13 protein-coding genes are annotated in these 14,444 nt (G+C 37.4%); 10 read left to right on the top strand and 3 right to left on the bottom strand.

The features are described from left to right. Window positions 1-69 precede the first annotated feature (69 nt). The 10 genes from KRODI_RS10440 to KRODI_RS10395 all read left to right on the top strand — a co-directional run bounded on the left by KRODI_RS10440 (window position 70) and on the right by KRODI_RS10395 (window position 10,678). Window positions 70-1,818 (top strand): BT_3928 family protein, encoded by a 1,749-nt coding sequence (locus KRODI_RS10440; RefSeq protein WP_013751576.1) that lies wholly within the window; start codon window positions 70-72, stop codon window positions 1,816-1,818. Next, window positions 1,815-2,891 (top strand): ABC transporter permease, encoded by a 1,077-nt coding sequence (locus tag KRODI_RS10435; RefSeq protein ID WP_013751575.1) that lies wholly within the window; start codon window positions 1,815-1,817, stop codon window positions 2,889-2,891. The genes KRODI_RS10440 and KRODI_RS10435 overlap by 4 nt, the downstream gene beginning before the upstream one ends. Before the next feature lie 241 nt (window positions 2,892-3,132). Beyond that, complete coding sequence (gene tpiA, locus KRODI_RS10430; protein ID WP_013751574.1) at window positions 3,133-3,885, top strand: triose-phosphate isomerase; 753 nt, start codon at window positions 3,133-3,135, stop codon at window positions 3,883-3,885. A gap of 101 nt (window positions 3,886-3,986) precedes the next feature. After that, the gene (locus tag KRODI_RS15120) at window positions 3,987-4,508 is read left to right on the top strand and encodes a hypothetical protein (protein ID WP_049783445.1); all 522 of its coding nucleotides are present in this window, start codon (window positions 3,987-3,989) and stop codon (window positions 4,506-4,508) included. Next, window positions 4,501-6,108, top strand: coding sequence for a S8 family peptidase (locus KRODI_RS10420; protein ID WP_013751573.1), 1,608 nt, complete (start codon window positions 4,501-4,503; stop codon window positions 6,106-6,108). Before KRODI_RS15120 ends, KRODI_RS10420 begins: the two co-directional genes overlap by 8 nt. After that, a complete protein-coding gene (gene prmA / locus KRODI_RS10415) occupies window positions 6,105-6,965 on the top strand; it encodes a 50S ribosomal protein L11 methyltransferase (RefSeq protein ID WP_013751572.1) in 861 nt (286 codons plus the stop codon). Before KRODI_RS10420 ends, prmA begins: the two co-directional genes overlap by 4 nt. Window positions 6,966-7,060: 95 nt before the next feature. Then, a complete protein-coding gene (locus tag KRODI_RS10410) occupies window positions 7,061-7,336 on the top strand; it encodes an ATP-dependent Clp protease adaptor ClpS (RefSeq protein WP_013751571.1) in 276 nt (91 codons plus the stop codon). Between the two features lie 94 nt (window positions 7,337-7,430). Further along, window positions 7,431-8,621: an ADP-forming succinate--CoA ligase subunit beta gene (gene sucC / locus KRODI_RS10405; RefSeq protein ID WP_013751570.1), complete on the top strand. Its 1,191-nt coding sequence runs from the start codon at window positions 7,431-7,433 to the stop codon at window positions 8,619-8,621. Between the two features lie 423 nt (window positions 8,622-9,044). Beyond that, complete coding sequence (locus KRODI_RS10400; protein ID WP_013751569.1) at window positions 9,045-9,380, top strand: hypothetical protein; 336 nt, start codon at window positions 9,045-9,047, stop codon at window positions 9,378-9,380. Window positions 9,381-9,478: 98 nt separating this feature from the next. Beyond that, complete coding sequence (locus tag KRODI_RS10395) at window positions 9,479-10,678, top strand: DUF4105 domain-containing protein (protein WP_041295894.1); 1,200 nt, start codon at window positions 9,479-9,481, stop codon at window positions 10,676-10,678. A gap of 2 nt (window positions 10,679-10,680) precedes the next feature. Here the strand turns inward: KRODI_RS10395 and KRODI_RS10390 are convergent, their stop codons facing one another. Genes KRODI_RS10390 through KRODI_RS10380 form a run of 3 tightly spaced genes read right to left on the bottom strand, consistent with a single transcriptional unit; the run spans window position 10,681 to window position 14,443 of the window. After that, window positions 10,681-12,075, bottom strand: a complete 1,395-nt coding sequence (locus tag KRODI_RS10390; RefSeq protein ID WP_013751567.1) for a sugar transferase — start codon at window positions 12,073-12,075, stop codon at window positions 10,681-10,683. 36 nt (window positions 12,076-12,111) lie between these two features. Then, window positions 12,112-13,128 (bottom strand): glycosyltransferase family 4 protein, encoded by a 1,017-nt coding sequence (locus KRODI_RS10385; protein WP_013751566.1) that lies wholly within the window; start codon window positions 13,126-13,128, stop codon window positions 12,112-12,114. Then, window positions 13,082-14,443 (bottom strand): O-antigen ligase family protein, encoded by a 1,362-nt coding sequence (locus KRODI_RS10380; RefSeq protein ID WP_237699364.1) that lies wholly within the window; start codon window positions 14,441-14,443, stop codon window positions 13,082-13,084. Before KRODI_RS10380 ends, KRODI_RS10385 begins: the two co-directional genes overlap by 47 nt. Window position 14,444: the final 1 nt, after the last annotated feature.

Raw genomic sequence — 14,444 nt, 5'->3', positions numbered from 1 at the left:
TATTTATGAATAAAAGTTACGCTTTCGCGAAAACGTGACTATCACACCTCCAGTGCTGCTGGTTTATATATGAAACTACTTACACACATAGCTCGCTTTATTGTAGGAGCACTTTTCATCTTTAGCGGATTTATAAAGCTTAACGACCCTCTAGGGTTTTCTTATAAGCTTCAAGAATATTTTAGCGCTGAAGTTTTAGGTCTTGAATTCTTATCACCTTACGCCCTACTTATTGCCATCATACTTGTGGTAATTGAAGTGTTATTAGGAATTGCCTTGCTCGTAGGTTACCGTAAAAAAATCACCCTGTGGCTACTGTTTGCAATGATTGCGTTTTTTACATTTCTCACCTTCTACTCGGCTTATTTTAATAAGGTAACAGATTGTGGATGTTTTGGTGATGCTATTCCGTTAGTGCCTTGGGAGTCTTTTGCAAAGGATGTGATTTTGCTAGTGCTTATCCTTTTCTTGATGTTTAATCAGAAATATATCCTGCCTCTTTTTGGGAAACTCATTAACACCTCTATTGTCTTTGTATCATTTTTAGCATGTATGTTCTTTGGTATGCACGTACTCGAGCACCTACCATGGTTAGATTTTAGAGCTTACAAAGTAGGCTCAAACATAGCCGAAGGAATGAAAATTCCAGAAGGCGCACCAGAAGCTACGTTTGAGTACCAATGGAAATTTAATATTGATGGCAAGGAAGAAGTTATTACCACAGAAGGTGGCTATCCGCAGGTAGACGGAGAGTTTATCTCATACGAGGTGGTACAGACAACCGAAGGTTATGAGCCACCAGTACACGATTTTACAATAGAGCGCGGAGAAGAAAACTATACTACAGAATTTCTAGAGAAAGAAAATCTCGTTGTAATTGTTGCTTATAACTTAACTAATACGGAGCGAGAAGGTTACTATAATATTAGAACAATTGCAGAAGATGCTATTAGAAAAGGATATAACGTCATAGGTCTAAGCTCCTCGTCACAAGATGTAACAGATGAGTTTGTGCAAGACTTTAAACTTCCTTTTAAATTCTACTTTACAGATGAAACGGTTTTAAAAACTATTGTACGTGCAAATCCTGGGATTGTGAGTCTTCATAAAGGAACTATTTTACAAAAGCTTCACTATAATGACGCGAAAGACTTGCGCTTACAAACCCTAGAAAACAGTAAACCAAACCTTGATTTTACTCTCAAATATGAGCTAGATAGTATCGCTATTCTCGATCAAAAGTACAGACGGATGATGTACTTGCAAGACGGGGAAGAAAAGAATGCCGAAGCTAAAAAGCTAGGCGTAGCTCCAGAGGAATTTCAAAATTTTATCTGGAAGCAACAAGAATTGCTAGATAGTATTAATCTTGAGCGTATTGAATATACTATAAAAACGAAAGGATATCCTGGCAAAAGCATGGTGGGCGAACCTACAAATACTGCTGCTTGGTATGTAATCCAGCATAATCCCGATAAAATCCCAACCTACATAGATACCATCAAAAAAGCTGGAAAAGATGGAGAATTACCATACAGACTTGTTGCTATGATGGAAGACCGCTTACTTATGAGTAATGGTAAACCTCAAATTTACGGTACCCAAGGAGCAACATATCCAAACATGGCCGATTTTATATGGCCTATAGCAAATCCACAAGATGTAAATGAAAGACGTGCTGCAGCTGGGTTTCCTCAAACTATTGAGCAATATGGAAAAGATCTCTTTGGGCAAGACTTTGAATACAAAGAAATAACTCTGGACGAAGCGCTTGCTGCAAAACAGCAAATGCTCAAAGGTAATGCTGCATCAAATTGATTAAATACCTATTATATAAATTAGGTTATGCGCTGCTCACATTGTGGGGAGTAGTAACTGTTATTTTTTTCTTATTTACGGTATTGCCTGGAGATCCTGCTCGTATGATGCTAGATCAAAATGAAGATCCAGAACAGCTAGCAAAAGTGCGTGCAAAATATGGATTTGACAAACCCATAAGTACGCAGTACGCGTACTACTTAAACGACCTTTCTTTGCTCTCTCTGCACGCTAATGATGAGCAAAACTATACCTCTCTTGCTTCTGGTAAGTACAGCGCAACTCCATTATTAGGTATAGAAAATACGACACTAGCTATAAAATACCCATACCTAAGAGAGAGTTTTCAAAAGACAGGTAAACCTGTCACACAAGTAATTGCCGAAACGTTACCCAACACGATTGTTCTTGCTGTAAGCGCTATTGTTATTGCCATATGTATTGGCGTTTTTTTAGGTATTATTTCTGCTCAAATGCGGGACACTTGGGTTGACAAAACAATACAGATTGTAAGTACACTAGGAATGAGTGTTCCTAGTTTTTTTAGTGCTATTCTTTTTGCTTGGCTCTTTGGTTATGTCCTTCATAAATACACCAATCTCAATATGACAGGTAGCTTGTATGAGATGGATGATTTTGGTGAGCATGTGCACATCCAGTGGAAAAATTTGATTTTACCAGCACTAGTTTTAGGTATACGTCCGCTTGCCGTTGTGATTCAATTAATGCGTAATTCGCTCCTAGAGGTTTATAATCAAGAATATATAAGAACTGCAAAAGCTAAGGGGCTCACCACTTACCAGATTATAAAAAATCACGCACTTAAAAATGCATTAAATCCTGTAGTCACCGCAGTGTCTGGATGGTTTGCTTCTATGCTCGCAGGCGCCGTGTTTGTGGAATATATTTTCGGGTGGAATGGCTTAGGTAAAGAAATAGTAGATGCGCTCAACACACTGGATTTACCTATTATCATGGGTGCCGTGCTTATTATCGCTACCCTATTTGTAATCATTAATATTCTTGTAGATTTTATCTACGGCTGGCTAGATCCAAAAATTAGGCTGCGCTAGGTCGCAAAGTTTTTACGAAAACGTAATCGTGAAAACTGGGTTAAATCAAGAGCAAACCTCTCTTACTCTTAGTATATTTGGTTTTAAAGGAATTCGCTTTCGCGAAAGCGAAACACAATAAAGTAAAACACATACGCCTTTTCAAAACCATATGTAATGCTACACTGGTTTATATAACTGGTGCTTCTGAAATTAACTACTAACGAGATCTCTTTGTATGAAGAGATAAAAAAGAACTATAATGAGAAAAAATATCGTCGCTGGAAACTGGAAAATGAATAATGACCTAGGTGCTACAGCAACCTTAATAACAGCACTTAAACAAAAGAAGAACGAGGGAAATGCAGAGGTTATTATCGCTCCTACATTTGTAAACCTTTACAGTGCTTTTGATAGTCTTTCTGACTCTAATATCACTGTTGCTGCGCAAAACATGCATCAAGCAGAAAGTGGTGCTTTTACGGGAGAGATTTCGGCAGGTATGCTTAAAGGAATAGGTGTAGACACTGTGATTTTAGGACATAGTGAACGTCGTGCTTATTTTCACGAAAGTGATGAGCTACTTGCTCAAAAAGTAGATAGCGCTCTTAAAAACGATATGAGAATTATATTCTGTTTTGGTGAAGAACTAGAAGACCGTAAGGCTGGAAAAGAAGAAAATGTGGTGGGTAGCCAACTCAAAAATGCATTATTTCACTTAGATGCTAGCGCATGGTCAAATATTGTTCTTGCTTATGAGCCTGTATGGGCAATAGGAACTGGAGAAACAGCATCACCAGAGCAAGCACAAGACATGCATGCCTTTATAAGAAAAACTGTTGCTGAAAAATATAACAATGAAGTAGCAGAGAATGTATCAATCCTTTATGGAGGATCTGTAAAGCCTGCTAATGCTAAAGAAATTTTTGAGAAACCAGATGTAGATGGTGGACTCATAGGTGGAGCTGCACTTAAAGCAGATGACTTTTTTGATATTGTAAATGCGTTTGCATAGTCTCAAATAATTTTAGAATTGACAATGCGCTTCCATCTCTGGAAGCGCATTTTATTTTATATCAATTGGTATTAGTACATTAGAGCTTAATCTTTTATCACATGAAATTCTTTTTTACACCGCTAGTCCTACTCCTCACCTTGTGTAGTTGCACCTCACAACAAGCAGTTACCACAAGCACTCAAGAAGATGGTACACTTGTTCTGCTTAACAACACACAAGAAGTTGACGCCATTTATATTACAAAAAATGGCAATATGGGAATAGGCAAAAAAGAACCTACAGATAAGCTTGAAGTAAATGGCCAGATACACGCTAAGTCTATAAAGGTGGATATAAAGGAATGGGCAGATACCGTTTTTGAAGATGGCTATGATTTATCACGCTTACGCGAAATTGAAACCTACATTCAACAAAATGGGCATTTACCTGAAATTCCGTCTGCCGCAGAAGTTGAACAAAACGGTATTGAACTGGGCGCAATGAATGCACTACTTCTAAAAAAAATTGAGGAGCTCACCTTATACCTCATTGAGAAAGAAAAACAAATTGACCAACTAACTAAAGACGTACAGGCTCTCAAAGAAACTATCGCTCCATCTGACACCAAGAATAATGGCTAAACTCATTATCTTATCTCTCCTATTCTATTCTTGCCTGCTTCAAGCGCAAGAAGATCGCTTTTACATACGCACAACATCTGAAAAAGTGGAGGTACCTATAAGTACAAAGGACTCCATTGTTACCTACTTAGGTAATGATGCAAGACTTAAAGAATTATTTGCTGAGCATCAGGTTAAAACATTTAGAAAGGAATTTAAGTACGCGCAGCGAGACAAACTAAAACGCACGTACTTTGTTATTGCAGAGAGTAAAACTTTTAAAGAGGGGTTATTGAATCTAGCTCCAGATCTTTTTGAGTTTGCCGAGAGTATCTCAAATGAATCACTACAAATTTATGAACCTAATGATTACGGCGTTACAAGTACTACTGGCAAAAACCTAGGCACACAAGCTGTTTTAGACTATTATGATTTCCTTGGTGTACCCCAAGCTTGGTATTACACCACTGGTTCTCCAGAAGTAATTATTGGAATATCTGATGGATATGTAGACCCAGAAGATCCAGAATTCAAAGGTAAAACTACCGTTTATAAAAAAAGCAGTCTTTCCAAAGGTCATGGATTTACAATCGCTGCCATCGCTGCAGCTCGTGGTGATAATGGATATGGCGCAGCAGGAGTTTGCTATGACTGTAACATATACACAACCACTTATGGTAACTTTAAAGAGCTAGATCAACTACTAGAACTATCCAGAGCAGGCGCAAAAGTTATTAATTGCAGCTGGGGATCACGCACCTATTATGAAACCGCACAAGAAGCAATTAATGAGATGCGCGACCTTGGTACCGTCATTGTTTCTGTACCACATAATGCGGCATATAGTGTTACAAACGGAGAACAATTGAGATATCCAGGCGCTTATGAGCATGTGATATCTGTAGGGAGTGTGCAGCATAAAAATGATGAAATCTCAGATGAACTTCTCATTGAAGAGAAGAACGGAAAATACTATGCAGAGAAGCAGCAATATCACTTATCGCGTACCGGCGGCTTTAAAGATAATGATCCGCAAAATGAATATACGCTATACCTCAGTTCTACAAATAATCTAGATAGCTCTGTGGATATTGTCGCACCGGGAAATGATATTTTTCAATACTACAATTATAAGGATAATGGAAAAATAGTCCATAATCCGTATCAAGCAACATCTCCTGCCGCACCACTTGTCACTGGGACTATAGGACTTATGTTTTCACTCAACCCTTCATTATCTGTAGATGAAGTAAATAGCATTATAAAATTAAGCGCGACTAATATTGACCATATAAAAGCAAACGCACCACTTAAAGGATTGTGGGGAGCGGGATCTTTACACACAGGGAGAGCTGTAAAAATGACATATGATATGCTTCAAACTAATGCATATATGATGATTGAAAATCAGCGATTTGTTCGGTGGAACTTTAAAATCAATGCCGCGTATAAAATCATGATTAAGAATCAGCAATTTATAGAGGACGCTAGAGTAGATTTTACTGCAAAAGATGAGATTCTCATCAATGCAGAAACCGTACTTTTGCCTGGAGAAAACGGATCTATAAAACTTACTATTGATCCTAACGCATCTTATAACTTAGAAACTATAAAAGAATGACACCCATTTACTTAGGATACACCTTTACCATTGAGCCACGTGACCCTGCTACAGAAATTATCATTGCAGAGCTAGGCTACGCTGGTTTTGAAAGCTTTACAGAAACTACAAGTGGTGTGATTGCATATATCCAGAAAGAAGAAGCATTTCCTAGTGGTGAAGTCGATTTTGCTGCGCTACTTTCTGATATTCAAATTTTAAACTCAGATGAGTTTAACATCATCTATACGGCCGAAGAAATTGAGCAAGTAAACTGGAATGAGGAATGGGAGAAAAACTTTGAACCTATTGAGGTAGACGGAAAATGTGCCGTACGCGCACCTTTTCACGAGAAAACTGATGTTGAGTTTGATATTGTGATTGAGCCAAAAATGTCATTTGGCACGGGTCACCATGAGACTACACACATGATGATCAAGCACTTACTCAAACTTAATGTTGCTAGCAGAAAAACACTTGACATGGGCTGTGGTACTGGCGTACTCGCTATCCTAGCCGAAATGAGAGGTGCACAACCTATAGATGCGATAGACATTGATAACTGGTGTTACCTTAATACTATTGAAAATGTAGAACGCAACAACTGTAAGCACATTACTACTTATGAAGGTGAGGCTTCCTTGCTATCTGATAAAAATTACGAATTCATTATCGCAAACATAAACCGCAACATTCTTTTACAAGATATCGGCGTGTATGCGAGTTGCCTTTCTGAGGATGGCATACTCTTATTAAGCGGCTTCTATACAGAAGACATTCCTTTAATTTCAGAAAAGTGCAATGAGCATGGACTTTACTTTGTAAGTAATTATGAACGCAATAATTGGGTGGCTTGTAAGTTTGAAAAAAGAGGATGATTTCAAATTATTGATGATAAATAATTGTTAGAATTATGCTTTCGCGAAAGCGTAATCTCTAAAATTTGTAAATTTGCATCATTAATCTCAACGCTATGAGTAATCAAGAAAAATATCAAGAAGACGTAGATGTACTAACAGAAGAAACTCCATCACACGAGATTATTCTGTATAATGATGAAGTAAATACTTTTGACCATGTGATAAATACGCTTATTTATGCATGTGATCATGAGGAGAATCAAGCACATCAATGTGCGTTACTAGTGCATTACAAAGGAAAATGCTCTGTAAAGTCTGGTGAGTATAAAGATCTAGAGCCTCGATGCTCAAAACTTTTACAAGCAGGACTAAGTGCAGAAATTGTATAAAATCCAATACTTATAATTAATCACAATAACTATTGCGCTCTCGTGGCGCATTTGTTATTTTTGCGAGGCAAATTAAGCATCTTAAACGAAGATTATGAATCTACACGAATATCAAGGAAAAGAGATATTAAATAGTTTTGGCGTACGTATCCAGCGCGGTTATGTAGCACAGACTCCGGATGAGGCTGTTGCAGCTGCCGAAAGACTTACTGAGGAAACTGGTACTGGATGGCACGTTATTAAAGCGCAAGTTCACGCAGGTGGTCGTGGTAAAGGTGGTGGTGTAAAGCTAGCAAAGAGCCTAGATGAAGTAAGATCTATTGCAGATCAGATCATCGGGATGGATCTTGTTACTCCACAAACAAGTGCAGAAGGTAAAAGAGTTCACCAAGTGCTAGTTGCAGAAGATGTATACTACCCAGGTGACAGCGAGCCAGAAGAATATTATATGTCTGTACTACTTAACCGTGGTACTGGTCGCAATATGATTATGTATTCTACAGAAGGTGGAATGGATATTGAAACAGTAGCAGAGGAAACTCCGCACCTTATTTTTCATGAAGAAATTGATCCTGCAACAGGATTACTTCCTTTCCAAGCACGTAAAATTGCATTTAACTTAGGATTAAGTGGTGCTGCTTTTAAAGACATGACAAAATTTGTTGCTGCTCTTTATAAAGCATATACAGATTCTGATAGTTCACTTTTTGAAATCAACCCTGTTCTTAAAACAAGTGATGATAAAATTATGGCAGTAGATGCAAAGGTATCACTAGATGATAACGCATTATACCGTCGTAAGGAATATGCAGCAATGCGTGACAAGCGTGAAGAAAACCAAGTAGAGGTTGAAGCTGGTGAGAAAGGACTTAACTATGTAGATCTAGACGGAAACGTAGGATGTATGGTAAACGGTGCTGGACTTGCAATGGCAACTATGGACCTTATCAAGCAATCTGGTGGTGAGCCTGCAAACTTCCTTGATGTAGGAGGTACTGCAGATGCTGAGCGTGTAGAAGCTGCTTTCCAATTAATACTTAAGGATCCAGCTGTAAAGGCAATCTTAGTAAACATTTTTGGAGGTATTGTACGTTGTGACCGTGTGGCACAAGGTATTATTGATGCATACAAAAACATGGGAACTATCAACGTGCCTATCATTGTACGTTTACAAGGAACTAACGCAGATATCGCAAAGAAATTAATAGATGATTCTGGACTTGATGTTCAATCTGCTATTGAATTCCAAGAAGCTGCAGACAAAGTACAGGCTGTACTAGCTTAATACTTTTTAATACATAGATGCTACTTGTAGCATCCTTTAAATCCCACTTTCTTTAAAGTGGGATTTTTTTGTTTTACAAATGTCATTAGGTATTATAATCTATAGCTAGACATCTACCAAATAGGTCATTTTCTTAACATTGACTACTCCATACTTTCTTTAAGGATTCCAAAGCTATTATAATAAAATATCACTCCATATTTCACGTAATGCTTACTGTTGTTATCAATACATTATGAAATTGATAATCACGCTTTCGCGAAAGCGTTACCAGAACAAACCCCCTACGTTAACAACTCATAACCAGCATTAAACAACAGTTAAGCTTGACTAACTCCCATAGAAAAACGAGAAATAAGTCGTCTATTTGTACTGTAATAATTCATCAAAAACCTCGAATACATCGAGACAAAAAAGAAAATTATGAAAGCATTAAACGTATTATTGGTAGCCGCTTTACTTGCAGTAAACACTGCCTTTGCAACAGGAACAGAACCAACATCAGACAACAAAGAAAAAACAGTTACAGAGCAAGTAGCTGTACTTTTAAACAAGCCAGAATTTGAAGTTACTAAGGAGCTTGTTGCTCAAGTAACATTAATGGTAAACAACAAACATGAAGTTGTTGTATTAAGCGTAGATACTGACGAAGAGTATGTAGCAGATTTTATTAAGGCTCGTCTTAACTATGAAAAGCTAAGCACAAGAACCATAGGAGAGCAATTTACATTACCAGTACGCATCGTCCCAGGAGCTTAAGAAGCTTCACCTAATTTTGTAAAGCTGAGCGTTGCTCGGCTTTTTTTATGCCCTGTATTGATTGTGAGATTTTTATACCTCCACTATCTTTACAAGGTATGAAAAATCTTATCCTTTTAATTTTTCTGTGTTTCTCTACCCTAGGGTTTGGACAGAATAAATTCATTAGCCTATCTGATGACGCAACTATTAATCTAATCACCATAGGTCCTGGAGCTGTACTCAATGACGCTTTTGGGCACAATGCCATTCACGTACGTGATTATAAAAAAGGGTTAGATATCGTATTTAACTACGGCAAGTTCAACTTTAAAACTCCTAACTTCTATCTCAAGTTTGCAAGAGGAAAATTACTATATGAGGTCGGTGTAGATAAGTATGACGACTTTGAATATAGCTATAAGCTCCAGCAACGATGGATTGAGTCTCAAGAACTAGAGCTCACTCAAGGTCAAAAACAAGATGTCTTTGAATTTTTGGTGAATAATGCCAAAGAAGAAAACAAATATTACAAATATGATTTCTTCTACGATAATTGCTCTACGAGACCATTTGAGATCATTAAGAATGAAGCTAATGTGACAATGAGCTATGATCACCAGGAAGCTGGCATGACACACCGCGATCTCATACATGAATACGTGTCGTGGAATACTTGGGGAAGTATGGGGATTGATATCGCACTGGGGTCTGTAATTGATAGAATTGCCACTCCAGAAGAGTACTTGTTTTTACCACATGAGCTTATGTATGCTTTTCAAGAAGCTACGATAAATACACCTTTAGGAACACTACCACTCGTAAAAGAAGCCAAAACCGTATTCTCACCGCAAATCAAACATCGCTATAGTACTAATTTCTTACTAAGTCCATTGTTTATACTTGGAATTCTAGCAGGGCTTATCATCTACAAAACCTACAAAGATCATAAGAATGAAAATCCTCTAGGCTGGCTAGACACGAGTATTTTACTAATCACAGGGCTTATAGGAGTTGTAGTCTTTTTATTATGGTTTGGCACAGATCATAATGCTACGGCGTGGAATTATAATTTACTATGGGCCTTCCCATTTCATATACTGGCATCATTTGCAGTAAAAAAAGTACAACCGCCACAATGGGTATATCCTTATATGAAGTTGGCTGTAATTATGATGTCGCTTCTATTCTTTCACTGGATTATAGGAGTCCAGCGATTTGCATTATCTCTTTTACCGCTCCTTATGGCAATTACGATACGCTATGTATTTATACTTAGAAGAATTAAAGCCACAAGAACAAATGGTAATGAGGAGTAGTATTACTGTCCTCTGAAGTTGATGACCGTACTTATCGTTTTAAGTACTATACTCAAATCCATAAAGAGGTTGCGATGTTTGATATAATATAAGTCATACTGTAGCTTTTCTAGCGATCCTTCTTCGGAGCTGGCATAGCCACCCATAACTTGCGCCCACCCTGTAAGTCCTGGCTTTATGATATGTCGTGTCTCATAAAAAGGTATCTCTTTAGAGAGTTCCTTTACAAATATTGGGCGTTCCGGTCGTGGACCTATCACACTCATTTCCCCTAGAAAGACATTAATAAACTGCGGGATTTCATCTAGTCTACTCTTCCTTAAAAATTTACCAAATGAAGTAATACGCGTGTCATTTTTAGTAGACCATGCAGCACCATCTTTCTCTGCATTAACAATCATGGTGCGCAGCTTTATAATCTTGAATGTATTACCACCTTGGCCTATGCGTATTTGTGTATAAAATAGCGGACCTCGATTACCAATAAGATTACCCATAAAGACTATAGGTAGTAATACAATAAATGATAAAATCCCCAAGACAGACATGACCACATCAAAAATGCGATGAATGAGTTTATAGAATTTGTTTTGATTACTACGACTAAATGGAAAGTAACGGTAAAAATCTTTATCTACGTATTCCACAGGAACACGCTGCGTGATATCCTCATAAACCTGCATATACTCTCGTATGGGAAATCCTAATTTCAAGAGTGTTATAAGCTGATTATAGAGCTCAAGTGAAACGCCATCCTCATATGTACTTGCAACAATAATCTCTGAAATACCATTTTCTGAAATGGTTTCTTGGAGATCTTTAATAGGAAATCGTTTTGCCTCTGTTGAGATTACATCTGCAATAGACATAGGCTCTGTATTGATATAACCAGCTATTTTGTAATTAGGATCTGCTCCTTCTAGATTCTTAATAATCTTATGAATATTAAAGGAATCTCCTACTACGATTGCTTTTCTATAAAATCTTGGTGCGGAAATTATAGACACGTACAACCACCTCCACAAAGAAATACCTATAATCATTGCCAAGAAAAAGTACACTATCTGTAGTCTATTTTCTGGAAGAATGGGAGTATAAAAAGGAGTTAGCAAGTAGAATAACACAGTAACTGCTACGGTAAGAATCACATTCTTAAGCATGGTTTGAAACTTCACCGTCTTAGGTAAGAAATAAAGTTCAAACACCGTCCCAAAGATGGACAGATACCCCACAAGCACTATGATTGCCGTTGCGTTTTCCTTTCTGATTTTTACATAATCAAATTCTAAGAATAATTCTGTGAGATAGAGTGCTCCCAGAACAGATAAGATATCAAATATGCGCAGTAATACTTTACGCTCTGAGACATCAAAATGGATACTAGGTAAGAGGGACATTCGAGGTTGGTTGAGTACCGTAAATATATCACAAATTTAGCAGAGCACTTTATGCCATTGCTCTTTTACTACGCTCCAATCAAAGGATTCTACTTTTTGACGAGCATTCAACACTATTTCCTTTGTGCTAGCTGTGTTTTCAAGCAACTTACTTATCTTTTCTGAGAAAGCAGAAACATTCTCTGGAGCTGATAATAGACCATCTACGGTGTCATGAATAAGATATGGCATTCCACCTACATTTGTAGATACTACCGGTAATCCTAATGCCATTGCCTCTATCACACTCACAGGAGTATTATCAAAATTTGTGGTACTTATAAAAACATCATGGTCTTGCGCTAGAGACGTCCAATCCTCCTTGGATAATCTACCCGTAAAATGTACAGGGAGATTATGCTTCCTTACATAGGCCTCGCAAAGGGCTAAACTCCCATCCTTATCTGGCCCAACCATCGTTAGTGTAGCTTCAGGATACTGTTGATGTAATTTTTCAAGCACTTGAATCGCCATCAACGGATTATAAATTTCGGCAAATGATCTTACCCATAATAAGTTGAGTTTAAATACTGTTCGCTCTTTAAATGGGTACTTCTCTAATTCAATGGTGTTAGGAATGTAAGTGATATTTGAGAATTCCGCTTTCGCGAAAGCGTTATATAAATAGCCACTAGGAGCAACATTAATCTGTGCACTCCCAAAAAGCTGTTTGCAAATTTTTGCGTTGTTCTTGAGCCTATGTGGCAAATTACCACCGTGTAAAATTGGAATATATGGAATACTGAACGTTCTACATAAACTACCAATGATTACAGCATACCAAAAGTTGGATGTGCTATATGTATCTATGAGAACAAAGCTAATATTATTGCGAGAACGTAATAATGCACGCATCATACCGAACATGCGAAGTAACTTATCTGATATTGTTGACGTTACCTCAACATCATACCCTTCCTGCTTCAGCAATAAACTAAGCGTCTCAATAGTAGTAACCGTCTTCCCTTTACTGGATAACGCGTTGCCTACGTATAGGAGTCTTTTTCTTTTCATGAACAACGTTTAAAAGGGCAAGAGCATATATAAAAGCTGGCGCTGCAATACGCATTGATGAGTGGTTTATGGTCATAAACCAAAATCCTAGGGCCGAATAAAATAAGTAATTGCGTCTATTTTTAGAGCGATACACTAAAGGGTAAATAATAAGAATCCCTAGAATAATTAATCCTAAAATACCATGTTCAGATAATAATCTACTGACTTCGTTATGAGAAGCGGCAGATACACCTGTAGCAGCCTCTCTCAATTCTTTGGTCTTTCCTACACCGACTCCAGTAAGTGGATTCTCATAAAATGCAGAAAGTTCGGTTTCAAGTAATTCTCCACGCCCGGTGGTAATATCACTTTTCAATCTACCCGCTGCATCCCTATTACTATAACGCTTATCTATTAATCCTCTAGTTTGAAATGAACTATATGCAGCTGTAACTGCAAAAACACCTCCTAAAAGTATTAAATAAGTCATCATTCTCCTACGAGCAACACCTTTAGAACCACTAAAATATATTACTAAAAAAATAGCACTTACTGTGATTGCTGTAATCACTCCACCCCTTGAAAAGGTAATAATTCCTTTATATAATAAATATCCCGTAATTCCCAAATGAATAAAAAGAAGTAATTTATTTTTACTATGTACCACTAACTGTACCAATGCTGCAAACATTCCAAGGCCTAAAACTGTGGACACTTGGTTGGGTCCAAAGCCACCTGATGCTGCAAAGTTTGCTCCAGTACTGCTAAGGGTCTCACGTAAATCAGGTGTTCCCATTGTAATATAAACTGCCATACTAATTATTGGAAATAAAATCCACTTTATTAAATCTGAAAGTTGTCTATAAGTCAACTTACGATCAATACAATATAAGGATGAAAGACCTAAGCATATAGGTCCACTAAGATTAAAGAAAATAGAATTTCTAATATTTGACCCTAAGCTATAGTTCATAGTGGCAACTAAGATACTAGGAAATAACAGAAAAATATATAACCAATAAATTCCAGATTTACGACTAGTACCACTTAAGAAAAGCCCTATTAACATAAAAGCTATTACCGAATATTTACCTGCTTCGTACACAGGAACAGCCTGGTTCATTCTAAAGAAAACCTCAGCACCCGCCATATAGGCTGCTCCCATAAGAGCCTCATTATTCTTATTTCCAGTTCTAAATATTTGCACTAAAAAATAGAGAATGCTACCTGCAAAATAAACGAGTGCAAGCGACCTTACGAGATACACTAAAACTCCTATGATGATGTGAATCACCATAAAAGTTAAGTATCTAGATTGTTTGGATATATTCACA

It is taken from the genome of Dokdonia sp. 4H-3-7-5, assembly GCF_000212355.1.
Taxonomy (GTDB): Bacteria; Bacteroidota; Bacteroidia; order Flavobacteriales; family Flavobacteriaceae; genus Dokdonia.
Note: the sequence above shows the minus strand (reverse complement) of the source record. Positions and strands in the feature narration are given on the sequence as shown.

Excerpts from the sequence above, each read along its gene's own strand:
- KRODI_RS10400 (WP_013751569.1), top strand. The coding sequence starts at position 9,045 with ATGAAAGCATTAAACGTATTATTGGTAGCCGCTTTACTTGCAGTAAAC.
- sucC (WP_013751570.1), top strand. The coding sequence starts at position 7,431 with ATGAATCTACACGAATATCAAGGAAAAGAGATATTAAATAGTTTTGGC.
- KRODI_RS10385 (WP_013751566.1), bottom strand. The coding sequence starts at position 13,128 with ATGAAAAGAAAAAGACTCCTATACGTAGGCAACGCGTTATCCAGTAAA.
- KRODI_RS10420 (WP_013751573.1), top strand. The coding sequence starts at position 4,501 with ATGGCTAAACTCATTATCTTATCTCTCCTATTCTATTCTTGCCTGCTT.
- KRODI_RS10395 (WP_041295894.1), top strand. The coding sequence starts at position 9,479 with ATGAAAAATCTTATCCTTTTAATTTTTCTGTGTTTCTCTACCCTAGGG.
- KRODI_RS10440 (WP_013751576.1), top strand. The coding sequence starts at position 70 with ATGAAACTACTTACACACATAGCTCGCTTTATTGTAGGAGCACTTTTC.
- tpiA (WP_013751574.1), top strand. The coding sequence starts at position 3,133 with ATGAGAAAAAATATCGTCGCTGGAAACTGGAAAATGAATAATGACCTA.
- KRODI_RS10410 (WP_013751571.1), top strand. The coding sequence starts at position 7,061 with ATGAGTAATCAAGAAAAATATCAAGAAGACGTAGATGTACTAACAGAA.
- prmA (WP_013751572.1), top strand. The coding sequence starts at position 6,105 with ATGACACCCATTTACTTAGGATACACCTTTACCATTGAGCCACGTGAC.
- KRODI_RS15120 (WP_049783445.1), top strand. The coding sequence starts at position 3,987 with ATGAAATTCTTTTTTACACCGCTAGTCCTACTCCTCACCTTGTGTAGT.
- KRODI_RS10390 (WP_013751567.1), bottom strand. The coding sequence starts at position 12,075 with ATGTCCCTCTTACCTAGTATCCATTTTGATGTCTCAGAGCGTAAAGTA.